The organism is Vreelandella titanicae (assembly GCF_014697095.1).
GTDB classification, from domain to species: Bacteria; Pseudomonadota; Gammaproteobacteria; order Pseudomonadales; family Halomonadaceae; genus Vreelandella; species Vreelandella titanicae.
On the sequence record NZ_CP059082.1, the window covers coordinates 1,806,821 to 1,831,554 of the forward strand.

The window sequence follows — 24,734 nt, forward strand, 5'->3', positions numbered from 1 at the left end:
CTTGCATAAGGAGGGATAAATCATGAATAACGTTGTTCGTTCATCCAACCACTCCCCGCTTTTACAGCGTGGCGAGGAGCAACCTTCTCAAGAAACCCTGCTGCCAGCGGTGGATATCATTGAAGAGTCCAATGCGCTCAAACTGGTGGCAGATATGCCTGGCGTTACTAATGAAACGCTGAAAATAGAGCTCGACAACAACGTACTGAGCCTGGAAGGTGAGATAGCGCTAAATATGCCCGAAGGGCTGAGCGCGCTGCACGCCGAGGTTCGCGGCCAGCGTTTTGCGCGGCGTTTTAACCTCAGTCACGAAGTGGACAGTGATGCCATTACCGCCACTCTCGTCAACGGCGTATTGACGCTAACGCTGCCCAAGAAAGACAGCCACCGCACGCGCCGTATAGAAGTGCAGGCGGCTTGAGGCCTGGTCTCCGAGTACAAACTGAGCGAAAAGCCGAGTGTCCGCTAAATAGCGGGCACTCTTTTTTGTGAGGCGGTTGGCTATCGTTCCAGGTAAAACTCGCCTTTGCCCACCACTTTTGCGTTACCGCCCACCGTCACAAGGCCGGGCTTGACCTCGCCATTGGCAGCGGTATGGATAACGCTGGGCCGCCCCATTTCGACACCCTGATGAATTTTGCAGTGCAAGGTGCCTGGTTGCAGTGATGCCAAATAGCCGGTTAAGGCCGCTGCAGCGCTGCCGGTAGCGGGGTCTTCGCAAATGCTGGAATGCATACAAAACATGCGGCTGTGAACTACCGTTTCTGCCCCGCCTTGTTGTTCAATCACATACAGGTAAATCTGGACGGCACTGCTAGACATAACAGCACTTGCCCAAGCCGTCGTAGAAATACGCACGCTCTCTAACGCTGCCACGTCAGTGAGTTCGATCAAATGAAAGGGGAGCCCGAAGGAGGCAATCACCGGATCACCCTTCACCTGATGGATGTCCAATCCCAGCAGCTCAACGGCAGTGGTGCGGTCAATAGTGCTGTCTGTGATCATGGCGGGTTGGGCGGTCTTAAACGTTGCCCTATCTTGTTCATACTTAACCACTAGCTTTCCGATGGAAGGGTGGAGCACAACACCTTGCTCGCGGTTCACTAAATCCAGTTCCCTGAGCAGATGCGCAGTGCCGACCGTGGGGTGGCCTGCAAAAGGTAGTTCACGAGTAGGCGTAAAGATCCGCATCGGGTAGTGATTCGGTTCAGTGGCAGAACTTAAAAACACCGTTTCGGCTAGGTTAAGCTCATTTGCCAGCGCCTGCATGGTACTGGCTGCCAACCCATCAGCCTCTAGAAAGACGGCCAATGGGTTGCCGGTAAACGGCTGGTCGGTAAAGACATCGAGTAGGTAATACTCAGCGGTTGTCACAATTTCCTCCTTCACGTAGTGAATGATGCCAAAACGGTTTACGGCCCTCTTTTCTCGCCTGTTCGCGGGTGATGCCGATATCATCAAGTAGCCGATCATCCAATGCCAGCAGGTGGCGGCGGCTACGACGGTAGTGACGGTACTGCTGTAGTTGATAGCGCAACTGGTAACGAAGCTGGGTGAGGCTGAAGCGTGGCATGGCTAATCCTCCGTGTTATATGCCCAACCAGATTACTCAGTGCTATCATTTGAATACAGATATAGAGTTTACTGTTTTTAGGATACAGATAGGCGTGTTATACCTCTGTATGGTCGCTGGCTAGGGCATCTGTATCGTTATCAGGCTGTATAGGGGATACGTGTCATGACACGCTATGAAGAGGTCGCTGGCATTTTGCGGGAGCGTATCGAGCACGGTATTTACCGTGTAGGCGATCGGCTGCCGTCTATTCGCGCGGTGTGCCAGGAGCTGGACGTTAGCATTTCGACGGCTCAGGAGGCCTACCGCCAACTGATGGACGTTGCATTGATCGAGTCTCGACCAAAATCGGGCTACTTCGTGCTTCCTAGCCGGGCACCATCGGTGCTTCCATCGGTCTCGCGCCCGGCCCAGCGGCCATTGGATGTTTCCCAGTGGGATCAAGTACTGGAATTGGTGGCAACACATCGGGATGAAAGCCGACTTTTATTGGGGCGTGGCGCGCCGAATCTTGAGTATGAGACGCTTCGCCCGCTGTCGAAAATTCTTGCAGGCCTACACCGCAGTCATGACCTGGTTGGGTTTAATTACGACAAACTGAGCGGGCGACTTGAGCTTCGCCAACAGGTGGCGCGGCTGGCGATTGCCTCCGGCTGCTTGCTGCACCCTGACGACATTATGGTGACCACTGGCTGCCAGGAAGCGCTGTCCATTTCGCTGCACACCCTCACACAGCCTGGTGATGTGGTGGCCGTGGACTCGCCCAGTTTTTATGGCACCATGCAAATCCTTAAAGCCAACGGCTTAAAAGCGCTGGAAATCCCCACCGATCCACAGGCGGGTATCAGCCTTGAAGCCCTGGAGCTGGCGTTGGAGCAATGGCCGATCCGCGCGATACAGGTCACACCTACCTACAATAATCCGTTGGGCTACACCATGCCCGAGGCACGCAAACGGGCGCTATTTCAGCTCGCTCAACGCTTTGATGTGGCGATTATTGAAGACGATATCTATGGCGATTTGTCATTTACCCTGCCCAGGCCGCGCACCGTGAAATCATTCGATGACGACGGGCGCGTAATGCTGTGCAGTGGCTTTTCTAAAACCGTGGGGCCTGGGTTACGGGTGGGTTGGCTGGCGCCAGGGCGCTATCGTGATCAGGCACTGCATATGAAGTATGTCTCCACCGGTGCTTCAGCCACGCTGCCGCAGTTGGCAGTGGCGGAATTCGTCGCCAAAGGTCACTACGAGCGCCACATCCGTTACGCCACCCGCCAATATCAGCGCCAGCGCGATATCATGATCAGTTGGGTTCAGCGCTACTTCCCCAAGGGCGCGGGCATTAGCTACCCGCAAGGGGGCTTTTTGCTATGGGTAGAGCTACCCGAAGCGGTGGACTGTGTGAATCTCAATCAGCGCATAGCGCAGCATGCTATCCATGTTGCGCCGGGGTCGCTGTTTTCAGCCTCGGGTAAGTTTCGCCAGTGCCTACGCTTGAACTATGCGTTTACGCTAACACCCACCATCGAAGACGCCGTGCGCACCGTGGGAGCAATTGCCACTGAAATGGTGGAAGAAGCGCAGGCGCATGCGGTGGAGGTAGAGTGATGGAGCAACATTTTAGCTGTTTAATGCTATGGGAGAGCCATCATGCAATCCAAAGAACACTGGGAGAAGGTCTACACCAAGAAAGCACCCACAGAGGTCAGCTGGTTTCAGGAACATGCGGCACTTTCCGTAAAGCTTATTCGCAATGCTACCGTTCCCGCATCAGCATCAATAATTGACGTGGGCGGTGGTGCCTCAACGCTGGTGGATGACCTGTTAGCGCTTGATTATGAAAAGATAACCGTGCTGGATTTATCGTCATCCGCGCTGGCCACAGCCAAAGAACGGCTTGGCAAGCGTGCATCACACGTCATATGGCGTGAAGAAAATGTGCTGGAGGCTGAGTTTACTGAGCATGGCTATGATGTTTGGCATGATCGCGCCGTTTTCCATTTCCTCACGAGTGCAGAAGAGCGTCATCGTTATGTACAACAAGTGATGGGGGCTGTTAAACCGGGTGGGCTTGTGATGGTGGCTACCTTTGCCGAAGATGGCCCAACTCAATGCAGTGGGCTCCCCGTGGTGCGCTACAGCGCTGGCGCGTTGCACTCAGAGTTTGGCGAGCCGTTCGAGCTTATCGGTCACGAAAGAGAGTCACATCAAACGCCTGATGGCAGTGAACAAAAGTTTATATACTGTCTTTGTAAGAAAATGATGTAACGACGCCTTTATTTAACAGGCCGTTGAAATGCCTGCCGCGCCCGCTCAGCGCGTTCGCGCGTGATACAAGTGAGCGAGTGATCATTGCGCAGCCCCGTCACCTTCAATTGACTCGGCGACCAGGTGACACCTTAATCATTCAGCCTTATTTATATGCAGGTAAGCGGAATTGACTCCCTAGATTCGAGGTACCCATGCGTCGTCATGCTCTCACCTATCGCGCGTTCGGAAGGCCGCTTGAAACATTGAACGTGGAAACCGCGGAAGTTCCACGTTTGGTTGAGGGCAAGCTCAGGGTGAGAATGTTATGTGCTCCAGTGAACCCGTCTGATCTGATACCCATCAGCGGTGCTTACTCGCACCGTATAACGCTTCCCGCGGTCGCCGGCTACGAAGGAGTGGGGCGCGTTATTGAGGCACCTATACAGTATGCCTCTCTGATCGGAAAGCGAGTGCTCCCATTACGAGGCGAGGGCACTTGGCAGACGATTCTAGATTGTGATGCTGCACTCGCAGTACCTGTCCCCGATACCATTTCTGACGCCGTTGCCGCACGGGCCTACATTAATCCCTTGGCTGCCCTGACCATGCTTGAGACTTGGCCTGTCGAGGGAAAACGTGTTCTTCTCAGTGGAGCGGGTTCCAATTGCGCTGACTATCTTGGGGCGTGGGCATATCAGCACGGCGCCAGGGAGGTTATCGGCATATACCGCTCCGAGAGTAGAGTTGCCCGGCTGGAAAAGCTCGGTATTAAACCGGTATCGATTCAGGATATGTCCCTGACCTCGCGTGTGGCCCGTAAGTCTGACGTGGTGTTCGACGCTTTAGGGGGGCCAGTTGCGGCAAATATATTGCAACTCATGGCACCGGAAACGACATTTATCGCCTACGGGTTATTGACGGGACAGGCGATTCAAGTGGATTCGAAACCCAGGGCTCTCTATAGGAAGTTTCATTTGCGCGACCCTTTGTCCAGGATGTCCGCGGAAGCTTGGCAGCAAAAATTCTTGGCTATCTGGGGGCTTTTAGACCAGTCAGCGATGCTTGATTATCAAGTGTTTCCAGGTCAGGACTGGCGGCAAGCTGTCGAGAGGGCGCTTTGCCCGAGTGGCCAGAAAGTGCTTCTGGACTTGTCCACTCTTGGGCAATGAAAGCTGCTTTATGTCAGATCCATAAACGGATTGTAGGCGACTTCCCAGTAATGACCTTCTGGGTCGCGAAAGTAACCGGAATAACCACCCCAGAATACCTCTTCCCCAGGCTTTATAAGCTCTGCGCCGGCGGCAACCGCTTGTTCAAGCACTTGGTCAACGGCCGCTTGGCTGGCGACATTATGAGCCAACGTTATACCGCTGAAACCGCTCGGTGCATCATCAGCAATGCCGATATCTCTGGACAGCGCTTCACGTGGGAAAAGTGATAGCCAGGCCCCCTCCATTTTGAAAAAGGCAACTTCCTCGCTGTCCGTTTCATGCTCCGGCAGGCCCAGACCTTCACGATAAAAACGGATGGCGCGTTGCAGGTCATGTACACCAAGGGTGATCAGACTGATTTTCGGCTTCATGAGGTGCTCCTAATAGATAGCTTTAGCCGGGTCGCTGAAACTGCTGCCGCGACTGCTCTACGCGTTCGCGTGTAATGCAGTTTAGCGAGTGGTCGTTGAGCAGCCCCATTGCCTGCATAAAGGCAAAAGCGGTGGTGGGGCCGAAGAATTTCCAACCGCGCTTTTTCAGTTCTTTCGCCATTGCTACGGATTCGGGCGAGGTGGTCTGAGTCTGTGGTGTCGCTAATTCGGTCGGCTCATAGCGCCAGAAAAAAGCGGCCAAAGAGCCTTCTTGCTCAACCATTTCCTTTGCACGTTGGGCGTTGTTGATGGTCGCTTCGATTTTTCCGCGGTGGCGAATAATGCCTGCATCTTGGAGTAAACGCTGCACATCATCTTCATTAAAGCTGGCGACTTGATGGAAGTCGAAGCGGTGAAAAGCGGCGCGAAAGTTGTCGCGTTTATTAAGAATCGTGCGCCAGCTTAAGCCCGATTGAAAGCTCTCTAAGCAGAGCTTCTCGAATAGCCGCTGATCATCGTCTACCGGGAAGCCCCACTCATTATCGTGATAGGGCAGAAACTCTGCCGCGCCGCCACACCACTTGCAGCGGGGATGCCCATCGGGGGCGATAAAATCGTTGTCCATCAACTGCTCACCTATTAATTGAACCACTCTTGGGCAGTACGCCACAGGCATATGCCGATGAAATAAATCGATGTAATCCCCCACCCCCATAATGCCCAGGCGGCGTGCTCGGGGCTTGAGAGTACTAACGATGTTATACATGCGCACCATACGAGTGTGACGGTGATATTGAGCGGCATGAACTGGCGCACCCGAAAGGGGTGGAGGAATTTCATATTAGTCACGGTGAGGATGGCCAGAAAGGTGATAGCGGCAAAGGTGATAAAAGGCGGGAAATCGAGAATATAGAAATAGGCTGCGGCGATATTCCAGGCGGCAGGAAAGCCAACGAAGTAATTATCCTGGCTTTTCATATCAACATTGCAGAAACAGAACATCGATGAAAGCAAAATAATGAATACTGAGAGCAGTGCAAAATTGGGCGGCAACTCAATAAAGTAGTAGATGAAAAGGGCAGGGATAAAGGCCCAGGTCAGGTAATCAATCACCATATCGAGTGTTGAACCATCGAAATGGGGCAGTATGGCCTTCACTTCATACTTGCGGGCCAGAGTGCCATCGATTCCATCGATCATCATCGCGGCCCCTAACCAGAGCAGGCAGGCGACTGGATTATTGTCGACCAGAGCGAGCAGCGCCATGGTGCCGAGTAGCACGCCGCTGGCGGTAAATATGTGCACGCTCCATGCCTTCCATATCGAGGTGCGGGATTCTGTGTGCGAAGAGAGAAATTGAACCACATTAACCCCATTGGGAACGTGGGTCCCCTTTAAATTGAATTTATAAATAAGCCTGTAAAGAAAGATACACTACTACAAGAATGCTTCCAGAGAATATGTCGGAAGCCTATCCTGTGATGACGTGATTGATACTGGACTTCACACGCTATGCATTCACTAATGGTGTAAGCGCCGCCATGCCTCACTTAACCACTCACCTGCGTTCATTAGTTCGCTTTCAGTCGAGCCCGCATAGCCAAGCACTAACCCAGGGCGCTTATTTTTGGAAAGGTAATAGCGGGAAAGTGGAGAAAGCGTAATGCCTGCTTCACTGGCACGCTTAACGAGCATCTCTTCTTCCTCGATAGTATCGAGTTCAGCTAATAGATGCATACCCGCATGGCCGTCAGAAAGCCGAAGCCCAGCGGCCACTGCAGGCGTTAATGCCGTGCGTAAACACGCTTGTCGCTGACGATAAGCGGTCCGCATACGGGCGATGTGGCGGGTAAAATGCCCGCTGGTAATGAATTCAGCAAGCGCCGATTGCACGGGATAGTTACCTTCACGGTGCAGTCGGGCATGGGCACGTCTGAAGTCATGGGCAAGTGTATCAGGCAGCACCAAATAGCCTAAGCGTAAGCCGGGATAGAGCACTTTACTAAAGGTACCTACATAAATAACCGATGCCTGTTCCGCAAGGCCCTGTAGAGAGGGCGTTGGTGGCGTGCCGTAACGAAATTCGCTGTCGTAATCGTCTTCAATGATCCAACTGCCGGTGCGAGAAGCATGCTCAAGTAATGCCAGTCGCCTGGGCACTGGCATGGTCACGCCGCTGGGATATTGGTGGGAGGGTGTCGCGTAAATTAGCCGAGGTGCTGGCGCATTCTCAGGGGCAAGTGAAGGGTTTAACCCTTCTTTATCGACGGGGATGGGCGTTACCGTTAATCCTGACGCCAGAAAACAGGCCTGGGCGCCACCGTAACCCGGCTCCTCCATCCAAACCGAATCCCCATGATCGGTGAGTAGTTGGGTAATCAGTTCAAATGCCTGCTGGGCGCCTTGGGTAATCACAATCTGTTCTGGTTGGCAGCGCACCGCGCGGGAGAGTCTTAGATAGTCACAAAGAGCCGCTTTGAGTACAGGTAGACCACCGCTGGTTTGATAATCCATCCATGCCATTTCCGCGTGATAATAGTGACGCCGTAAAAGGCGCTGCCACTGCTCGCGGGGAAACAGGTCGAGCGCCGGGACGCCTGGGGCAAAGGCGCGATGGTCGTGGCTCAACGTTCCGCTGAGTGTTAATAGCTTGTTACCCCGGCTTGAGTAGCGAACAGGCAAAGGTGGTGGAAGCTCTGCTCGGGTTAACAGCGCGGGGAGGTTCGCCACATAGAGCCCCGCTCCCTGGCGGGCAATCAGTAACCCTTCCGCCAGTAGCCGATCCATGGTGGCCAGCACCGTATTACGGCTAATACCCAAAGCGCGAGCCAAGTAGCGGGAAGAGGGAAGCGTATCGCCAGCCGTCAGCTCACCGTGTTGAATCCACTCCTTAAGCGAGCAGTAAAGCTGCTGAACAAGTGTGGCTGCTTCATTCGCAGTTAGCCTTAGCGCTAGCGCCTCCGCAATCCAGTCGCTGGCAGCGTCACGTCTTTTCACTGGTTCCCTCAATTTAGCGATAAGTGGCTCTTTATCATAGACCACTATGACGGCAAGCTGTGTTGAATCACCACTCAAAGGGAGCAGTCGTTATGGTTAATGTTCGTTCGGCGGTACTCAATGACTTAGAGCCTCTTAGCGCATTACTTGATGGCTATCGTCAGTTTTATAAGCAACCGAGTGATATTCAGGCGGCGCGTGATTTTTTAGATCAGCGCATGGGGCTAGGGGATTCATTCATTCTGGTTAGCGAGAATAGCGAAGGCATGCTCACGGGGTTTGTGCAACTTTACCCAGGTGTTTCCACGGTGGGCTTAAATGCCCGCTGGACGCTAAATGACCTCTTTGTGCTGCCCAATTACCGTGATAAAGGCACCGGAAGGGCATTAATGGAAGCCGCCACCCAGCTTGCCCATGATCACGGCGTTGTACGTTTGATATTAATGACCCAGGTAGAGAACGAACGCGCCCAACACCTTTATGAATCATTGGGCTGGCAGCGTAATACGGCGTTTTACGGTTATTTGTTGGATATCAAATAAGGGGCAAACGATGACTAACGAGCATCAGTCTGCGGTGCTGGAGTTTCCGCCTGCTAAACCCGCCACAATGGCCGCCGCGATGTACGATAAGCTCTGCTATCACACGGATGCCTGGGATGTGGCGCAGGACTTGGCCAATGGTATTGCAGGTATTGTGGTGATCGATACCCGCAGCTTTGAACACTACTGCGCCGGGCATATTCCAGGGGCAATAAGCTTGCCGCATAAGGAGATGACGCCGGAACGCTTAGCTGGGCTGGATAATACCCTTGTTTACATCACTTACTGCGACGGTATTGGCTGTAACGGCTCAACTAAAGGCGCCTGGAAACTAGCGAGCGCAGGGCTGCAGGTAAAAGAATTGCTCGGAGGGTTGGATTTTTGGCGTCGTGATCAACACCTCATCGAAACAGGTGAACAACAGGGAAGTTTAATAAATGCAGAGCCTGTGGCATGTGGGTGTTAGCTTAGTAATGGTAGCGACAGGCAATGATAGTGAGAGTGGATTCATCGACGGCATAAATCAGACGATGCGAGTCGTCGATGCGTCGTGACCAGAAGCCAGAGAGGTTTTCCCTTAGGGGCTCAGGTTTTCCAATGCCCTCAAAGGGAGAACGCTGCGTATCTAAGATAAGTTTATTGATGCGCTTTAAGGTCTTTTTATCCTGCCCCTGCCAATAGAGGTAGTCGCTCCAAGCTTCGTTAGTCCAACATAGTAAGCGGTTACTCATCCATTAGCTCTCTTGGTTGAGCTTGCCCTGCACGGTATTGAGCAATGGACTTGTTTAAGTGCTCTGCGTTAGCAGGTGAGCGCATCAAGTAAACGGTTTCCATAAGGCTGTTATAGTAGTCAAGTGACATGACCACTGCATCTTCTGCGTCGCGGCGGGTGATAATCGTGGTATCGGCATCATTGACCACACCGTCCAGTACGCCTTTTAGACCATTACGCGCTTCGGTAAACGATATAACACGCATATTTTATATCCTGTACAGTGAGTGGTACAAGTATAGCGCTCTACTTCAATATGTACAGTATTAAAGACATCTTGAGTAGTGAGATGCTTGTGGGTTACTCCACCTTCTCCGGCAGCTTGCACACATCCACCCACTTGGCATTGACCAGCTCGGCCAATCGCTTGGGGCTTAGGCGTACGGCGCTAGTGGGCGAACCAGCGGCGGGCAGCACTTCGTCATAGGCGTGGAGCGATTCATCGCAGTAAACCGGCAGGTCGGTGGCGAGGCCAAAGGGACAAACGCCGCCAACCGGGTGGCTGGTGAGTTCCATCACCGTCTCGGCGTCAAGCATTTTGGCCTTGCCGCCGAAGGTATCGAGAATTTTGCGGTTGTCGATACGCGCATCGCCACTGGCCACAATGAGTAGCGGTTTGTCACCGACTTTGAACGCTAGGGTTTTGGCAATTTGGCCTGGTGCTACGCCATGGGCATCAGCGGCAAGTTGTACCGTGGCAGTACTGGTTTCAAGCTCTTCGATGTTTACATCCGGCGCGTGCTCGGCAAAAAACTGGCGAACGGTTTCGATGCCCATCTTGGATTTCCTCGGTCATTAACATTCGTCGGTAACATTAGACGGTTCAATGACTAATCTAACGTGCCTTTGGTAGATTAGCCAAGCCACTGGGGCGTGGTGATTTTGGCAGGCTCGCGCTGCATGATGATCTCGCCGTGACGTACGGAAAGCAGCACTTCGCCTTGAGTGCGCAGCACACTGTAGTCATCCTCGCCCTCCAACAGGTTGAAGCTGGCGGGTTTGCCGACCGCGATACCATAACGCTCTTCAATATTGAGCGTGCGGGCGCTGTTATCGGTAATTAGTGAAAGCGCCTGGCTGAAGTCCTGATAGCCCATCATTTGGCAGATATGCAGGCCAAAATCCAGCGTTCGCAACAGCTTGCCATTCCCCAAGGAGTACCAGGGATCGAAGATGGAGTCCTCGGCAAAACAGACGTTAATGCCCGCTGCGTTGAGCTCCTTCACACGTGTCACGCCACGCCGCTTGGGGTAAGTGTCAAAGCGCCCCTGCAGGTGAATACTTTCGGTGGGGCAGGAGACAAAGTTAATACCCGAGCGTTTTAGCAGCAGAAACAGCTTGGAGCAGTAAGCGTTGTCGTAGGAGTGCATTGCTGTGGTGTGGCTAGCGGTCACGCGGCTGCCCAAGTCATTAAACAGTGCCTCGCAGGCCAATACTTCGAGAAAGCGCGAGTTGGGGTCGTCAATCTCGTCACAGTGCACATCCACCAGGCGGTCGTACTTGATCGCCAATTCGATCACTCGCTTCATGGAGGCCACGCCCAGCTCACGGGTGTATTCGAAGTGGGGGATGCCGCCCACCACATCGGCGCCGATCTCTAGTGCCTCCTCCATCAGCCGATCGCCGCCTGGGTAAGAGAGCAGGCCATCTTGAGGGAAGGCGACTACCTGAATATCAATTTTATCTTTTAACTCGTCGCGCAAGGCGCACAGGGTTTTAAGCCCAATCAGGCTAGGGTCGCTGGTGTCGGCGTGGGTGCGCACAAACTGAACGCCGTTGCCGATTAGCAGGTTTAGGGTTTTAAGCGCGCGCTCGCGAATATCCGCTTCGGTGAGCATAGGCTTACGCTCGCCCCAGCGCTCAATGCCTTCAAACAGCGTGCCGCTCTGGTTCCAGCTTGGTTCACCGGCGGTGAGGGCGGCGTCCAGATGAATGTGTGGCTCAATAAAAGGCGCACAAACGAGCTTAGCGCCCGCATCGATCTGCCCTTCGCTCGCTGTTTGTGGTGCGTCTTGCACGGTAATTGACGTGAATGTGCCGTTCTCAATCTCAAGTCGGTAAAGCTCAGGGCGCTGGCGTAGGCGGGCGTTGATAATTTGCATGCTCATATAAAAAACTGCTCGCTTATTGTTTGGCAGTGGATGGAAGGCTATCACCCAGCGTAGCGTGATTTAGGCGCAGCAGCACGGCGTAGCTTCCTGCTGCCACTACAACACCTATCAGTGGTGGCAGTAACGGGGAAAAGTAAGCGGCTCCGGCGCCCAGCGCATACGCAGCTAACCCTCGGCGGTTGAAGTCGGGTAGTTGTGCTTTATCCAATGTGGGGTAGCGGCCTTTATGCTTGAGCCAAAAGTCCACCATGATCACCCCGCCCATGGGCGGTATAAAGGTGCCGAGTAACACCAGAAATGGGATGAGTAGGTTATACATGCCGCCTACCGCCAGCACCGTGCCAATCGCCGCGCCGCCCACAGTGACCAGGCGGCGCTTTTCGGTGCGCAGCAAATTACAGCCCGCCACGGCGAAGTTGTAGATAGTGTTGTCCTGGGTTGTCCAGATATTCAGGAACAGCATCAGCACGGCGATGGTGACAAAGCCCTGAGCGATCAATACATCCACGATATCCGCCTGCTGGTAAATCATGGTGCCAAGAGCGCCGGTCAGAACCATTAAGCCGTTACCGACAAAAAAGGCCGCCAGGGTCGCGATCACGGCAATTTTCGGCGTTTTGGCGAAGCGGCTCCAGTTAGTCGCTTGAGTGCCGCCGCTAATAAAGGTACCGATAATCACAGTAATCGCCGCTGCTACGCTCATGCTTTCCGTGGGCGTCTGCTGGCTCAGTCCCGCAAAGCCGCGCACATCCACCAGGCCGGTAAACAGGCTGATGACGATAAATAGCATCATGGCGGGGACGGCAAAGCGCGATAGCCAGTCCATACCTCTGTAGCCAATCATGGCGGTCACGCAGAAACCAAACCCAAATAGCACCATTAAGGGGATTTCCAGCCATTCAGGCATCCCGGTGGTGCGTACTAACACTAGGGCAATCGTGGCAGTGCCCCAGGCGTACCAGCCGATCTGGGTAAAACCGAGAATAAAGTCGGAGAGTTTGCTGCCTTTTTCGCCGAAGCAGAAGCGTCCCATCAGCACCGAATTGAGCCCGCTTTTACAAGCAATATAGGCGAGGGCTGTCGCATACACCCCCAGCAGCAAGTTACCAATCGCTATGATCCATAGCAGTTGGCCAATCGGAAAGGCTTGGCCTAACGTGCCGCCCGCCCACATGGTGGCGGTGAAAAACGTAAACCCAAGCAGTACTGCCGAGGTAGATAGCAGGCCCTTGCGGGCGCTGGTAGGGACTTCACTGAGTGGATAGTCAGAATGATGCATCACGCCCTCCTAATATAAATCAGCGAACCTGTTAGCTATTTATAAAGCAAGAGATATGCCAAAAGGGTATGTCAATAAGAATGATTACGCTTGTCATTTTTTAAGACATGCCCACTCATTTTAATGATACTTTAGTAAATAAAACCTAATTGTTTGTGTACGTTTGCCGAATAAAATAGTGGTCAAAAAAGCTTGTTTGTTAAAAAAATGATCGCTCATTGTGATTACGGCCAGACACGCCCGCTGCAGCTATAGCCATGAAGGAACCGGAGTAGATGCCAGAACCCCAGCATAGGAGTGCTTCACTGCCTGCGGCTAAACTTCCTTGGCATCATACCCTGGTGGGTAAGGTGGTGATGTTTATGCTGATGGGCGTGCTGTTTGCGTATGTAACGGGGGCGCTGTCAGGTTTTTTTATGGTTGAGCGTGGGGCTCGGGAGCAGTGGTTGCGCGAAGCGCAGGTGAATGCCCAGATAGTGAGCGCGACTATTAGGCGTATTTATACGTCCGTGGCGGTTAAGACCGATGGCACGGGTCAAGTCACGCATATCATTTCCCAGCGCCCAATTGGCGATGAAGAGTCGGTTCTGGAAACTGGGTTTAGCCCGATTGATGTATTAGCGTTAGCAAGTGCACAAACACGTAACAACGTATGGCTGTTCACTAAGTCATCAGAAGGTTCTCTCACCGTAGTGGCTGATGCGCTTAACACACCATCAGACTCACCTGCCAACTTGGCGGTAGATACATGGCAAACAAAAGCGGATGCCGTTGATTTTTATGTTGGATTTGCCAGCATTGGCAATGAAGAGCACTTCATTAGTTCGCTGCCCATTGTTACTCCTGATGGTCAACTGTTAGGCGTGCTGGTAGCCACTATAGGCCAGAAAGGTGGGCTGTATCAGATGCGTAATGATCTGATCAGTAAAGCATTTGTAGCGCTACTGGTGGTATTGGTCGCAACAGCCCTGCTAGTCACTGTTTTGATGCGTCAGTTATTTACACCCGTGCCAGTATTAATTAAGTCGCTCACCGAAATCGCTAAAAACCAGACTGCTGACAGCACGCCTTATACCGACCGTAACGATGAAATTGGCCGGATGGCAAAGGCCATAGATGCGCTTCGTAAGAAAGTCATTGAGCGTGAACACTTACTTGAAGTTAAAGACGAAGCGCTGCGCTTTCAGCATCTTGCTCATCATGATGAGCTGACCAAATTGCCCAACCGCGTGCAATTAAATAATGCTTTAAAAACCGCTGTGCACTCACTGCTTCAAGGCGACGTATTTAATGTCATGCTATTTGATCTTGACCATTTTAAAGCAGTTAACGATAGTCTGGGGCACGCGGCGGGTGATGCTTTGCTCGTTGAAGTTAGTCAGCGGGTGCAGGGGCTGCTGACCGACGATGATTTGGTGGCGCGCCTTGGTGGCGATGAGTTTGCCATCATTCAACGCGTTGTGCGTAGTGCCACCAATGAGGCAAAAGTACTGGCAGAAGCAATTGTGTCTGTTCTACGTGAACCGTATCAGTTTAATAACCAGGAAATTAACATTGGAGTGAGTGTTGGCATTGCAACCGCGCCCGCTGATGGCCGCAATAGCCACGATCTGCTGCGTCACGCAGATCTGGCGCTCTATGCGGCCAAGGCGAAAGGGCGCGACCGTTATATGCTCTATGCCGCAGGGATGACAATGGATTCCGGGATCATTGAACAAAGGTAAGCCTATGAAGTGGCTAGTAGCGTTATTAATGACCAGTGCGATGTGGCAAGGTGCCGCTGCTGGTGAGGAGATCGACTCCTCGCCGACATTGTCGCGTATTGCGTCTGCTGGTGAGATTACTATCGGCCATCGTACCAGCGAAGCCCCCTTCTCCTACCTGGTTAACGACCAGCCAACAGGCTATGCGATTGACCTGTGCCTAAACGTCATCGAAGGTCTGGAGGAAACATTGGGCTTAGGTGATCTCAAGGTAAATTATGTGCCGGTAACGCCTGCAAATCGGTTCATATTAGTACGTAATGGTGAAGTGGATATCGAGTGTGGAGTGACCACCAATACCCCTGAACGTCGCCGTCAGGCCGCTTTTTCATACCCTCATTTTCTGACCGCAACGCGCTATGTATCCCTCGCCGAGCAGCATATGGACAGTTTGCAGGATTTGGCGGGCCGCAGCGTGGTATCAACAACGGGCACTATCAATATTGCCCAGCTCAACGAACTCAATCGCACCGAGGGGCTAGCAATATCGGTAATGCTAAGCCGTAATCATGAAGAAGCCTTTGATATGGTGGCTTCAGGACAGGCTTCCGCGTTTGTGATGGATGAGGTTTTGTTAGCAGGTTTGGTTTCGTCTGCCGTTGACCCTGCCGCTTTTCATATTTCTCAAGCAACACTGAGTAGTGCCGAGCCCTATGGCTTAATGATGCCGCCTGATGATCCTGTTTTTGTTGAGCTGGTCAATAAGGAACTGCGTAACATTTATCAGAGTGAAACTATTCACACTCTTTATGAAAAATGGTTTTTGCAGCCTCTCCCTCCCGATAACCGAGTATTGAACTTGCCGCTAGCGCCAGCGCTTGCCGCTATTTTCGCCAATCCTGAGCAGTACATAGAGTAGAGGAGGTGTGTTATGCGCCGAAGTTTATTGCTTGGGTGGTGTAGTTTGCTGGTAATGATGTCTGGTGGAGAAGCAGCACATGCAACGACACCTATCGATTCGCTTGAACGCATAGAAGCAACCGGCGTGTTAAGGGTTGGCTATGGTGATACAGCGCCATTCTCTTATTTAGATAGTCAGGGTAACGTCGTCGGTTACTCTATCGATATTTGCCAACGCTTAGCGAAACAGCTGCAAGTGCAGTTAGGTCTGCCTTCTCTTGAGATAGCCTATGTGTATCGTACACCCAGTAACCGGGTGCAACTGCTCAATAGTGGCGATATCGATATTGAGTGTAATGCCAGTACTAATACACAACAGCGGCGGCAGAGCGCGCAGTTTGCACTTAGCCATTTCTTTGTCTCGGTGCGTTATGTGGCCCTGAAGGAAAATGGCTTTACCACCTTGGAGGACTTGGCCGGGCGTAGCGTGAGCGTGGCGCGTGGCACCGTCAATGTCAGCCAGATTAATCAGGTAAATCGAGAACGCCAACTGAATTTATCGGTGGTGCCCGTAGGTACATTGCAGGAAGCGTTTGATTTAGTTGCTGATGGGCGCGTAGCGGCTTTTGCAATGGATGATATATTACTAAGCACAATGATTGCTGAGTCCGATCACCCTGACGCGTACGCGCTTTCCGAAGAAGCCATTACGTCGATAGAGCCTCTCGGTTTTTTAATGCAATTGGGCGACGATGCCTTTGCAGCAGAGGTAAATAAAGCCCTCGAACATATTTATACCAGTCCGGAAATGCCGTTGCTTTACGAACGGTGGTTTCAGCAACCTCTCCCTGGCAAAGACATTACGCTTAATGTACCAATGAGTGCCGTCTTGGCTGAGCACTTTGCCACCCCTCGCGAGATAAACGCAGATTAAGTGCATTAGATAAATATAGATTAAGATTTAGCGCAGGTTCATACGGTTTGAGTGTTAAATAAACCACGCATTAACGTTTCCACGATACCACTGCTCTCATCCGCCAGAGAATGCTGCTGGGGATCCTGCAGCCAGTCGAAACAGACGCCAATCAAAAAGCCATGAAATTGGCGCCGGGCGCTGGCTGGGGTTAAGTCAGCGCGTAAAGTGCCAGCGATTTGGGCCTGTTCAAACAATTGCTCTACTCGCGCCTCTGCGTGCTCAGAGAGTCGAGTGATCATGCAAATCCGCGGGTGCTCCTCTTCCAGTTTCTCGCAGCGGTGCAACACGATAGTGGCTGCTCTCTGCAGTGGCAGGTCGTGGGAAATGGCTGCCAGCGAGCGTAGAGCAATGTCGCGTAAGCAGTCTGCCGGTGCTGAGCCTAGGCGTTCCACCACCTCATCGACAATTTCATCCAGAGGGACACGCACGCGCTCCAAGAGTGCATCGAACAATGCAGCTTTGTCTTCAAAGTGCCAATAAATGGCCCCTCGTGTCACGCCTGCTGCCTGGGCGATGTGCGCCAAGGTGGTACGCGAAACGCCTTGGGCTAAAAAGGTGGTCTCTGCCGCGTCCAGAATGATTTCTCGGGTACGTTCGGCGTCGGCCTTACGACGGGACATAGCGGCTCCTATTATTAAAATAAGCGGTATTTTGGCAGTGATGGATAGCAAAGTCGCGGGTGGGTGATTATTATACACCTCACTGACATTCATGAATGTCAGTGAGGTGACTATATTATTCAACTTGTACCCTGAATGCAGGTTTGAAAATCATCACTGACCGCCATCAAGGAGCTACTCGTGCCCGTTACTCTTCTCCGTTCACTGCCCATCATACTGGCTCTGCTTGTGCTAACGGGCTGTGAGCAACCCCTGGCGCAGTCGACTGATGCCACACGACCGGTAAAATTGATGACACTGCAGTCGGCAAATGCTACGGCCTTACGGCAGTTTCCCGCGCGGGTGGAAGCCTCTACGCGCAGCAATTTGTCATTTCGTATGGCCGGGGAATTATTGGAGCTCAATGTGAGCCCCGGCCAACAGGTGAGCGAAGGCGAGGTGATTGCGCGCATTGATGATCGCAATGTGCAAAGCGAGCTGGACAGCGCCCGCTCGCGCTTGGAGCTCGCCGAGGCAACGCTAGAACGCATGCGCTATACCCTGCAGCGTGGGGCGGTTAGCCAATCCCAGTTTGATGAGTCGGAAAGCGAGTGGCGGGCCGCCCGGGCCACCTTCGAACAGGCACAAGAGCAGGTCGAGCATACAAAGCTACGCGCCCCTTACGATGGTGTGATTGCCCAGGTGCCAGTGGATAACCGCCAGATAGTTCAAGTTCAAGAAACGGTCGCGGTGATCCAGCAGCCAGGGCAGCTAGACGTGGTGTTTCATCTGCCCGAGCAGATCGTGCAGCGCATACCGCGAAATAATGGAACGCCCTTCGGTGATGCGTTGGCGTTTGAAGTGCGCTTTGGTAATAGCGATAAACCCTATCTTGCCCAGCTAGCCTCTTACACCACCCAAGCCAGCGCACAGAGTTTGGCTTATGAAGTCACCCTAACGCTGCCCCAGCCGGACGATATCACCCTGTTAGACGGTATGAGTGCCAATGTGCGGCTCGATTTGAGTTCGCTGCAAACCGAAAATAGCACCCCGCTGTGGCTACTGCCCACTGATGCGGTGAGCTATGCCGGTGATGATCCCGACCAGGCTCAGGTATGGCGCTTCATCGAGCCAGAAAACGTGGAAGCGGTGCCGGTGGAGGTCGGTCGGTTAACCTCAAACGGCCTGGAAGTTAGCGGAAAGTTGGCAGCGGGCGATCGCGTTGTGGCGGCCGGAGCCCACCGTTTAACCGAGGACACCAGGGTGACCCCGTGGGAAAAAGAGCAGGGGCTTTAACATGGTCGACTACTTTCTACGCCACCGGGCGACCAGCTATTTAATGACCGTGGTGCTGCTGGCGGGTGGCGCGCTGTCGTTTTTGGGCATGGGCCAGTTGGAGTTCCCCGAATTTACCATTCGCAATGCGCTGATCACCACGCAGTACCCTGGTGCGACGCCTGAAGAGGTAGAGCAGGAAGTCACTTCGACACTCGAAGAGTCAATTCAGGAGATGTCATCGATCAAACGGGTTAGCTCGGTGAGTTCTGATGGCCTATCGCAGATCACCGTTGAACTCGAAAGTACGGTGCAGAACGAGGAGTTGGAGCAATTATGGGATTCGCTGCGCCGTAAAGTACAGGATGCCCAGGCCGCGCTTCCGCCGGGTGCGAGTCAATCTCGCGTAAATGACGACTTTGGCGATGTATTTGGTTTCATGGTCAACCTGACGGGCGATGGCTATAGCATGCCGGATCTGGCTGACCATGCTGATTTTCTCAAGCGCGAGCTCGCTTTGGTGAAGGGCGTCGCGAAGGTGTCGCTAAGCGGTGAGCACGAAGAGCGCATCTATATCGAAGTTGATCGCGAACGCCTGCGCGCACTGAATATTCCGTTAACACGATTACAGCAACTGCTTGAGACCCAAAATGCAGTGGCAGACTCAGGGCATCTTAAACAGGATGGCCGCCGTTTTCGTATCACCCCCACGGGCAGTGCGGCAGATATTGAAGCTCTGCGCGCCCTGATTGTCAGTGAGGGCGGCGGTGAACTGGTGCGGCTGAGCGATATTGCCGATGTGAGCCGCGAGCTGGCGGAGCAGCCCCAGCAGCTTTACCGCGATATGGGCAGGCCGGCGATCTCGTTGGGCGTCTCCTTTGAAAGCGGAGTGAATGTTGTCGAGGTGGGAGAACGGCTACAGCAGCGTCTGGATGAACTGCAAACCCGCACACCACTGGGTATGGAGCTGAATGTCGTTTATAACCAGCCCCAGGTGGTCGATGACGCAGTATCCGGTTTCCTGGTCAGCTTGATCCAGGCGGTGGCTATCGTGATCGTGGTGCTGATGCTGTTTATGGGCTGGCGCAGTGGTCTGTTAATGGGCTTTATCCTGCTGATCACCATTATTGGCACCTTTATGTTGATGCGCTTTCATGGTTTGCAGCTGGAAAAAATCTCGCTGGGTGCGTTAATTATCGCCCTGGGAATGCTGGTAGATAACGCCATTGTGGTCACCGAAGGCATGCTGGTGGGGTTAAAGCGCGGCAGCACGATTCGTGATTCGGCGCATCAAGTGGTTCGCCAAAATGCCTGGCCCTTGCTGGCCGCAACGCTGATCGCGATTGCAGCCTTTGCGCCCATCGGTTTATCGCCAGACACCACCGGTGAGTTTATCGGCTCGTTATTTTTCGTGCTGCTCTACTCGCTACTGCTGAGCTGGATCACGGCGCTGACGTTAACGCCGTTCTACTTCAAGCTGTTTTTCCGCAATGTTGCCCCCGGCGATGGACAGGAAGACCCCTATAAAGGCGTGGTTTATCGTTTTGTAGGCCGTGTCATTATCACCGGTATTCGTTGGCGCTGGTTAACCTTGGCGCTGATGGTAGCGATATTGGCTGGCGCGGTGGTCGGCTTTGGTTCGGTTAAAAATGCCTTCTTTCCGGCCTCTAATACGCCGATCTTTTTTGTCGATTATCGCACGCCGGAAGGTACCGATATTCTCGAAACCCAACGCCGCGTTAGCGAGCTTGAAAAGAGCGTGATGGAGATGGACGGCGTTCGCCACCTGACCACCACCGTGGGCGGCGGAGCGCAGCGCTTTACCCTCACCTATTCACCGGAAGACCGCTATGCAAGCTATGCGCAGTTGATTGTCGAAACCGACGATAAAGCGACTCAACACGACCGCATGGCTGACGTAGAGCAAGTGTTGGAGCGGGATCATAGCGATATCGACTACAAAATCGCCCCGTTGGAGGTCGGCCCCGCTCCCAAAGCCAAGCTAGAGGCGCGCTTCTACGGCAGCGATCCAGCGGTGCTTCGCCAGTTGGGCGATCAGGTTGAGGCCATGTTCCTTGATACACCGAATTTGACCAGCGTGCGCACCAGTTGGCGTAACCGCGTGCAGGCGATTGAGCCCGTTTTTCTTGAAGATACTGCACGTAGGCTGGGTGTGACCCGTGAAGACCTGTCCAGCACCCTGGCGCTAAGTACCAGTGGCAGCCAGGTGGGCATTTACCGCGACGGCAGCGACCTGATTCCGATAGTGGCGCGGGCAATCCCCGAACAGCGTCACGATGTGGATAACCTAGGCTCACTTAACGTCTGGAGCGCAGAGCAAAACCGCTATATCTCCGCCGATCAAGTCATCGGCGATATCACAACACAGGTGGCGGATCCGCTGATTATGCGCCGCAATCGCGAACGCATGCTGGCGGTGTACGGTGAGCCGGATCCGCTAAGCGGGGTGACCGCAGCCAGCGTATTGGCCGACATTCGACCAAGGGTGGAGGCCTTGGATCTACCAGCAGGTTACCGGTTGGAGTGGGGTGGTGAGTTTGAGACCGCTGGCGAAGCGCAGAGTGGGTTATTTTCCTCGCTGCCGCTGGGCATAGTGATGATGTTTATTCTCACTGTGGTGCTGTTCAATAACTTCCGCCAGCCGTTGGCTATCTGGTCGCTGGTACCGCTGACGATTATTGGCGTAGTGGGCGCGTTGTTGGTTACCGGGTTACCTTTCTCGTTTATGGCTCTGCTGGGTACGCTGAGCTTGATCGGCATGGTAATCAAAAATGCCATCGTGTTGGTAGAGGAGATCAACGTGCAACTGCCGTTGCATCAAGACCGCTACCACGCTGTGGTGCGAGCTGCGGTCAGCCGCGTGCGTCCGGTCGCCATGGCCGCGCTGACCACCATGTTGGGCATGATCCCGCTAATTAGCGATGCCTTTTTCGCCAGCATGGCGGTCGCGCTGATCGGTGGCCTGGGTGTCGCCACGCTATTAACCTTAATCGTACTGCCGGTAGTTTACTGCGTGCTCTACCGGATTCGCATACATCCTGATCAATAACTCGAGCAGACTTCTTTCATCTTAGCCGTGGCCTTGACCAATCCACGGCTAAGATAGCCTCTGCACCGATATTCAATGCGCCTACCACTTCGCTCACTGCTGTTTGCAAATCGTTTCCATTTTAATTTGTGAAAATAATTTTCAAACTAGACTAAAGTCTATGCTGCCCAGGCCGATAGCAGTACCTCGTAAAAGATATTGGTCGATTTAAGTTAATCTAAAGCCGCTGGAAGTGCTCTAGCTAGATTATATAAATTGCCAAAAGCTAATGGATCTGGCCTGGAGGCATTCCGCATATGAATCGTGTACTTAGTAATCTATCCGTCAAACTGGGTTTAACCCTTGTTTTGGCCATCTTTTCATTATTAATAATAACCATTGCTTTTCTAGGCTATCAGGCAGGCGAAGAGGGCAGTACTTCGTTAAAAGAGCTTGACCTATCAGGTGATCGCACTTTAGCGCTTAGCCGCAGTCAACGATCCATAGCTTACGCTCAGCTTTTCTACGTTAGTAGCTTCGATGCGTTTGAGAAAGGTGATGCCAGTTCATTCCGTGACTACCTGGCTCGGGCCCAAGATGCTCAGCGAGTTGCGCAAGATTACTTTACAGAGTTTGAAGCCACCAAGCCTGAGTCGGCACTTTCTGATACCGTGACTGCCACCTATGAGAGCTTGATCCAACGGGGGATTATCCCCTTAGAGGAGGCATTAAATACGGGTAACAGCAGTCAGTTTAATACCGCAAGGGAAATGGTGAGTGACTTAAATCAGCAGTTAATTGAGGCTGTTAGTGCTTACAATGATCATCGGGCTGAACGAAACAAGTCGATGATTGCCGATTATGAGAGCGGCATGCAGTTTCTTACTTATATTGATATCGCTGTACTTTTGATTGCCGCGTTAATCGTTCTGTTTGTTCGCATCGCGATGGTGGGCTCTATTGTAAAACCACTAAACGAAGCAGTGGAGCATTTTGAGCGTATTGCCCAAAATGATCTCTCTGGTAAAGTAGATGACCGTGGTAGCAATGAGATCGGCAAGCTGTTTAGTGCTATGCAGCATATGCAAAGTAATTTGGTTAAAACCGTTTCTGAGGTACGCGATAGCAGCGGTTCGATTCATATCGGGGCGCGTGAGATTGCCAGTGGTAACTCGGATCTATCCTCGCGTACCGAGCAGCAGGCGTCTTCCCTGCAGGAAACCGCCGCCAGCATGGAGCAGTTAACCGCTACCGTTAAACAGAATGCCGATAACGCCCGCCAGGCCAGCCAGTTGGCGAACGATGCCTCAAGCACTGCAAGCAACGGTGGTGAAGTGGTTGAGCAGGTGATTACCACCATGCACGGTATTTCTAGCAGCTCGCAAAAAGTGGCGGATATTATTACCGTTATCGACTCTATCGCCTTTCAAACCAATATCTTGGCACTCAATGCTTCTGTGGAAGCAGCGCGGGCAGGCGAACAGGGTCGTGGTTTTGCCGTGGTGGCGAGTGAAGTGCGTAACCTGGCCAGCCGCAGTGCCGATGCCGCCAAAGAGATCAAAGCACTGATTGAGGCGTCATCCACCCAGGTGAAAGAGGGCTCAGCATTAGTCGAAAGCGCCGGTGCTACGATGCGGGATGTGGTCTCCTCTGTGCGCCGGGTGACCGATATTATGGATGAAATCTCCGCGGCTTCTCAGGAGCAGAGTTCGGGCATTGAGCAGGTCAACCAAGCGGTTGCCCAAATGGATGAAGTAACCCAGCAGAACGCGGCCCTGGTTCAACAGGCGTCGTCAGCGGCCAGCTCGTTGGAAGAACAGGCGGCGCGGCTTGAAAGCGTTGTCTCGGCTTTTCGTTTAACTGAGGGGGAGAGCCGTACGCAACACGCCCCGCTTACCTCGCCCCAGCACACGCCACAACACTCATCTCAACAGACACCAGCGCTGATGCGGCCAGCGACGCGTAGACAAACCAGTAGCAAAACCGCGGCTAGCGCTGAAGATGATTGGGAAGCTTTTTAAGCCAGCGTTTCTCGCCGCTTAGGCTGCGTTCCCCCTCCGCCATTGCTGTAAGAGGGGGGGTAGTGAGCGCTTAGTTACCTGACGAGTTTAGTGCTACTGCAACTTCTTCAACCTGTAGCGCCAGACTCTGCAGGCCGCCGCCGGAGAGGTACCACAGCGCGGGCGTTAGCATAATGACCCGCGCTTTCTCAGCTCCCGCATCTAAGAGCGTTTGCGCTAAGGCATCCGCGTCGGCGGGTTCATCGCCAATCGCGGCGCTGCGATCAATCACCAGTACGACCTGCGGATCAATTTCGCTAATCGCCTCAGGAGAAAGCGGGGTAAAGGTACGGGTACCGCGGGTTTCAGAAGTGACACTTTCGGGCATCGCTAATGCTGCAATGCCCAGTACGTCGTGAACGACCGGGTGCTGATTCAGCATCAGATTGCCGCCGTTGTGGGTTACCACCAGCGTGCGAGGAGCGTTGCTTAGCGCTTCGCGCTGGGTCTCAATCTCGGCATGCAGTGTACCAAGCGCCTCTTCGGCTTTGCTTTCCACTGCTAAACGACTCGCTAGTTCGCGTACATTGGCGTCAAAAGTAGCCAGGTAGTCGTCACCCTGTAGGCTGGTGTTGAGCAGCGGGGCGATTTCGCCAAGCCCCTCTTCCCACTCACCCTGGCGGCCAGTGTAAAGAATCAGGCTAGGCTCGCTTTCGCCAAGGGCATCCATATCCGGTGAGCGCAGGCCGCCAATATCGGTGACGTCATCGGCTGCATACTGCTCAAGATAGCCAGGCAGGCTGGCTTTCGGTACACCCACTACCTGCTCGTTTAAACCTAGTGCATCCAGCGTATCCAGGCTGCCTAAGTCGAAGGTGGCGATTCGCTGGTCGGCGCTCGCGGTGGCGCTGGCAGTTGCTAAGAGTATAGCGGTGGTAGTGGTAGCGAACTTCATTGGGTTTCCTTTTTGTGAGAAAGAATTTTATATGCGATATTTTCTCATGTTCTCAAGGATGCTGACTTTTGTCGCTACTGGGTGATGGAACAGTATGTTGCAGAAAACGCGACCGCCCTCACAAACTGAGGGCGGTGGGTAGCGCTAACGGCTGTTTAAAAAAAAGAGGGT

25 protein-coding genes are annotated in these 24,734 nt (G+C 53.2%); 12 read left to right on the forward strand and 13 right to left on the reverse strand.

From position 1 onward, the window contains the following. The first annotated feature begins 22 nt into the window (after window positions 1-22). On the forward strand, window positions 23-421 hold the full coding sequence (locus HZS52_RS08410) for an Hsp20/alpha crystallin family protein (protein ID WP_022521745.1): 399 nt from the start codon (window positions 23-25) through the stop codon (window positions 419-421). A gap of 80 nt (window positions 422-501) precedes the next feature. Here HZS52_RS08410 and HZS52_RS08415 read toward each other — a convergent pair whose 3' ends face one another. Together HZS52_RS08415 and HZS52_RS08420 are read right to left on the reverse strand one after the other, a co-directional pair. Beyond that, on the reverse strand, window positions 502-1,374 hold the full coding sequence (locus tag HZS52_RS08415; RefSeq protein ID WP_022521746.1) for a PhzF family phenazine biosynthesis protein: 873 nt from the start codon (window positions 1,372-1,374) through the stop codon (window positions 502-504). Next, complete coding sequence (locus tag HZS52_RS08420) at window positions 1,361-1,573, reverse strand: YjiS-like domain-containing protein (protein WP_027957044.1); 213 nt, start codon at window positions 1,571-1,573, stop codon at window positions 1,361-1,363. Before HZS52_RS08420 ends, HZS52_RS08415 begins: the two co-directional genes overlap by 14 nt. 165 nt (window positions 1,574-1,738) lie before the next feature. Here HZS52_RS08420 and HZS52_RS08425 point away from each other — a divergent pair, with 165 nt between their 5' ends. The 3 genes from HZS52_RS08425 (at window position 1,739) to HZS52_RS08435 (ending at window position 4,992) form a co-directional block, all read left to right on the forward strand. Further along, window positions 1,739-3,181 (forward strand): aminotransferase-like domain-containing protein, encoded by a 1,443-nt coding sequence (locus HZS52_RS08425; RefSeq protein WP_190374548.1) that lies wholly within the window; start codon window positions 1,739-1,741, stop codon window positions 3,179-3,181. A 42-nt stretch (window positions 3,182-3,223) separates the two neighbouring features. Next, window positions 3,224-3,841: a class I SAM-dependent methyltransferase gene (locus HZS52_RS08430; RefSeq protein WP_190374549.1), complete on the forward strand. Its 618-nt coding sequence runs from the start codon at window positions 3,224-3,226 to the stop codon at window positions 3,839-3,841. A gap of 194 nt (window positions 3,842-4,035) precedes the next feature. Continuing rightward, window positions 4,036-4,992, forward strand: a complete 957-nt coding sequence (locus tag HZS52_RS08435; protein ID WP_190374550.1) for a zinc-dependent alcohol dehydrogenase family protein — start codon at window positions 4,036-4,038, stop codon at window positions 4,990-4,992. Window positions 4,993-5,000: 8 nt separating this feature from the next. On the opposite strand, the gene HZS52_RS08440 is transcribed toward HZS52_RS08435, so the two are convergent. From HZS52_RS08440 to pdxR, 4 genes are all read right to left on the reverse strand, one after another. Continuing rightward, window positions 5,001-5,405, reverse strand: coding sequence for a VOC family protein (locus HZS52_RS08440; protein ID WP_022521750.1), 405 nt, complete (start codon window positions 5,403-5,405; stop codon window positions 5,001-5,003). 22 nt (window positions 5,406-5,427) lie between these two features. Then, window positions 5,428-6,030: a DNA-3-methyladenine glycosylase I gene (locus HZS52_RS08445; RefSeq protein WP_022521751.1), complete on the reverse strand. Its 603-nt coding sequence runs from the start codon at window positions 6,028-6,030 to the stop codon at window positions 5,428-5,430. 14 nt (window positions 6,031-6,044) lie between these two features. Beyond that, a complete protein-coding gene (gene pcsA / locus HZS52_RS08450; RefSeq protein ID WP_342211988.1) occupies window positions 6,045-6,728 on the reverse strand; it encodes a phosphatidylcholine synthase in 684 nt (227 codons plus the stop codon). Window positions 6,729-6,926: 198 nt separating this feature from the next. Continuing rightward, window positions 6,927-8,402 (reverse strand): MocR-like pyridoxine biosynthesis transcription factor PdxR, encoded by a 1,476-nt coding sequence (pdxR, locus tag HZS52_RS08455; protein ID WP_190374551.1) that lies wholly within the window; start codon window positions 8,400-8,402, stop codon window positions 6,927-6,929. A gap of 92 nt (window positions 8,403-8,494) precedes the next feature. Between pdxR and HZS52_RS08460 the strand changes: the two genes are divergently transcribed. Next, window positions 8,495-8,944 (forward strand): GNAT family N-acetyltransferase, encoded by a 450-nt coding sequence (locus HZS52_RS08460; RefSeq protein ID WP_190374552.1) that lies wholly within the window; start codon window positions 8,495-8,497, stop codon window positions 8,942-8,944. A 10-nt stretch (window positions 8,945-8,954) separates the two neighbouring features. Next, window positions 8,955-9,410 carry a rhodanese-like domain-containing protein gene (locus HZS52_RS08465; RefSeq protein ID WP_190374553.1) on the forward strand — a complete coding sequence of 152 codons (456 nt, stop codon included), beginning with the start codon at window positions 8,955-8,957 and terminating at the stop codon, window positions 9,408-9,410. 1 nt (window position 9,411) lies between these two features. Here HZS52_RS08465 and HZS52_RS08470 read toward each other — a convergent pair whose 3' ends face one another. From HZS52_RS08470 to codB, 5 genes are all read right to left on the reverse strand, one after another. Beyond that, entirely contained in the window at window positions 9,412-9,675 is a 264-nt protein-coding gene (locus HZS52_RS08470; protein ID WP_022521756.1) for a Txe/YoeB family addiction module toxin, read from the reverse strand. Next, on the reverse strand, window positions 9,668-9,922 hold the full coding sequence (locus tag HZS52_RS08475; RefSeq protein WP_022521757.1) for a type II toxin-antitoxin system Phd/YefM family antitoxin: 255 nt from the start codon (window positions 9,920-9,922) through the stop codon (window positions 9,668-9,670). Before HZS52_RS08475 ends, HZS52_RS08470 begins: the two co-directional genes overlap by 8 nt. Before the next feature lie 94 nt (window positions 9,923-10,016). Next, window positions 10,017-10,493 (reverse strand): YbaK/EbsC family protein, encoded by a 477-nt coding sequence (locus HZS52_RS08480; RefSeq protein WP_190374554.1) that lies wholly within the window; start codon window positions 10,491-10,493, stop codon window positions 10,017-10,019. Window positions 10,494-10,570: 77 nt separating this feature from the next. Next, window positions 10,571-11,824, reverse strand: a complete 1,254-nt coding sequence (gene codA, locus HZS52_RS08485; protein ID WP_190374555.1) for a cytosine deaminase — start codon at window positions 11,822-11,824, stop codon at window positions 10,571-10,573. A 16-nt stretch (window positions 11,825-11,840) separates the two neighbouring features. Next, window positions 11,841-13,106 (reverse strand): cytosine permease, encoded by a 1,266-nt coding sequence (gene codB, locus HZS52_RS08490; protein ID WP_190374556.1) that lies wholly within the window; start codon window positions 13,104-13,106, stop codon window positions 11,841-11,843. Between the two features lie 446 nt (window positions 13,107-13,552). Here codB and HZS52_RS08495 point away from each other — a divergent pair, with 446 nt between their 5' ends. The 3 genes from HZS52_RS08495 to HZS52_RS08505 are packed head-to-tail and all read left to right on the forward strand — an operon-like array spanning window position 13,553 to window position 16,643. Next, window positions 13,553-14,830 (forward strand): diguanylate cyclase domain-containing protein, encoded by a 1,278-nt coding sequence (locus tag HZS52_RS08495; protein WP_223828096.1) that lies wholly within the window; start codon window positions 13,553-13,555, stop codon window positions 14,828-14,830. A 4-nt stretch (window positions 14,831-14,834) separates the two neighbouring features. Beyond that, window positions 14,835-15,728: an amino acid ABC transporter substrate-binding protein gene (locus HZS52_RS08500; RefSeq protein ID WP_141440597.1), complete on the forward strand. Its 894-nt coding sequence runs from the start codon at window positions 14,835-14,837 to the stop codon at window positions 15,726-15,728. 12 nt (window positions 15,729-15,740) lie between these two features. Beyond that, entirely contained in the window at window positions 15,741-16,643 is a 903-nt protein-coding gene (locus tag HZS52_RS08505; protein WP_027957033.1) for an amino acid ABC transporter substrate-binding protein, read from the forward strand. Between the two features lie 38 nt (window positions 16,644-16,681). On the opposite strand, the gene HZS52_RS08510 is transcribed toward HZS52_RS08505, so the two are convergent. Beyond that, complete coding sequence (locus tag HZS52_RS08510) at window positions 16,682-17,305, reverse strand: TetR family transcriptional regulator (protein ID WP_039857303.1); 624 nt, start codon at window positions 17,303-17,305, stop codon at window positions 16,682-16,684. A gap of 180 nt (window positions 17,306-17,485) precedes the next feature. On the opposite strand from HZS52_RS08510, the gene HZS52_RS08515 reads away from it, so the two are divergent. The 3 genes from HZS52_RS08515 to HZS52_RS08525 all read left to right on the forward strand — a co-directional run bounded on the left by HZS52_RS08515 (window position 17,486) and on the right by HZS52_RS08525 (window position 23,629). After that, a complete protein-coding gene (locus HZS52_RS08515) occupies window positions 17,486-18,580 on the forward strand; it encodes an efflux RND transporter periplasmic adaptor subunit (protein WP_190374558.1) in 1,095 nt (364 codons plus the stop codon). A gap of 1 nt (window position 18,581) precedes the next feature. Further along, the gene (locus HZS52_RS08520; RefSeq protein ID WP_190374559.1) at window positions 18,582-21,629 is read left to right on the forward strand and encodes an efflux RND transporter permease subunit; all 3,048 of its coding nucleotides are present in this window, start codon (window positions 18,582-18,584) and stop codon (window positions 21,627-21,629) included. Window positions 21,630-21,925: 296 nt separating this feature from the next. Further along, window positions 21,926-23,629 carry a methyl-accepting chemotaxis protein gene (locus tag HZS52_RS08525; RefSeq protein WP_190374560.1) on the forward strand — a complete coding sequence of 568 codons (1,704 nt, stop codon included), beginning with the start codon at window positions 21,926-21,928 and terminating at the stop codon, window positions 23,627-23,629. Window positions 23,630-23,699: 70 nt separating this feature from the next. Here HZS52_RS08525 and HZS52_RS08530 read toward each other — a convergent pair whose 3' ends face one another. Next, a complete protein-coding gene (locus HZS52_RS08530) occupies window positions 23,700-24,563 on the reverse strand; it encodes an ABC transporter substrate-binding protein (RefSeq protein WP_190374561.1) in 864 nt (287 codons plus the stop codon). Window positions 24,564-24,734: the final 171 nt, after the last annotated feature.

Coding starts and splice junctions, on each gene's coding strand:
- codB (WP_190374556.1), bottom strand. CDS start 13,106: ATGCATCATTCTGACTATCCACTCAGTGAAGTCCCTACCAGCGCCCGC.
- HZS52_RS08430 (WP_190374549.1), top strand. CDS start 3,224: ATGCAATCCAAAGAACACTGGGAGAAGGTCTACACCAAGAAAGCACCC.
- HZS52_RS08510 (WP_039857303.1), bottom strand. CDS start 17,305: ATGTCCCGTCGTAAGGCCGACGCCGAACGTACCCGAGAAATCATTCTG.
- HZS52_RS08505 (WP_027957033.1), top strand. CDS start 15,741: ATGCGCCGAAGTTTATTGCTTGGGTGGTGTAGTTTGCTGGTAATGATG.
- HZS52_RS08420 (WP_027957044.1), bottom strand. CDS start 1,573: ATGCCACGCTTCAGCCTCACCCAGCTTCGTTACCAGTTGCGCTATCAA.
- HZS52_RS08480 (WP_190374554.1), bottom strand. CDS start 10,493: ATGGGCATCGAAACCGTTCGCCAGTTTTTTGCCGAGCACGCGCCGGAT.
- HZS52_RS08475 (WP_022521757.1), bottom strand. CDS start 9,922: ATGCGTGTTATATCGTTTACCGAAGCGCGTAATGGTCTAAAAGGCGTA.
- HZS52_RS08465 (WP_190374553.1), top strand. CDS start 8,955: ATGACTAACGAGCATCAGTCTGCGGTGCTGGAGTTTCCGCCTGCTAAA.
- HZS52_RS08410 (WP_022521745.1), top strand. CDS start 23: ATGAATAACGTTGTTCGTTCATCCAACCACTCCCCGCTTTTACAGCGT.
- HZS52_RS08460 (WP_190374552.1), top strand. CDS start 8,495: ATGGTTAATGTTCGTTCGGCGGTACTCAATGACTTAGAGCCTCTTAGC.
- HZS52_RS08445 (WP_022521751.1), bottom strand. CDS start 6,030: ATGGACAACGATTTTATCGCCCCCGATGGGCATCCCCGCTGCAAGTGG.
- HZS52_RS08530 (WP_190374561.1), bottom strand. CDS start 24,563: ATGAAGTTCGCTACCACTACCACCGCTATACTCTTAGCAACTGCCAGC.
- HZS52_RS08520 (WP_190374559.1), top strand. CDS start 18,582: ATGGTCGACTACTTTCTACGCCACCGGGCGACCAGCTATTTAATGACC.
- HZS52_RS08500 (WP_141440597.1), top strand. CDS start 14,835: ATGAAGTGGCTAGTAGCGTTATTAATGACCAGTGCGATGTGGCAAGGT.
- codA (WP_190374555.1), bottom strand. CDS start 11,824: ATGAGCATGCAAATTATCAACGCCCGCCTACGCCAGCGCCCTGAGCTT.
- HZS52_RS08440 (WP_022521750.1), bottom strand. CDS start 5,405: ATGAAGCCGAAAATCAGTCTGATCACCCTTGGTGTACATGACCTGCAA.
- HZS52_RS08525 (WP_190374560.1), top strand. CDS start 21,926: ATGAATCGTGTACTTAGTAATCTATCCGTCAAACTGGGTTTAACCCTT.
- HZS52_RS08425 (WP_190374548.1), top strand. CDS start 1,739: ATGACACGCTATGAAGAGGTCGCTGGCATTTTGCGGGAGCGTATCGAG.
- HZS52_RS08435 (WP_190374550.1), top strand. CDS start 4,036: ATGCGTCGTCATGCTCTCACCTATCGCGCGTTCGGAAGGCCGCTTGAA.
- HZS52_RS08470 (WP_022521756.1), bottom strand. CDS start 9,675: ATGAGTAACCGCTTACTATGTTGGACTAACGAAGCTTGGAGCGACTAC.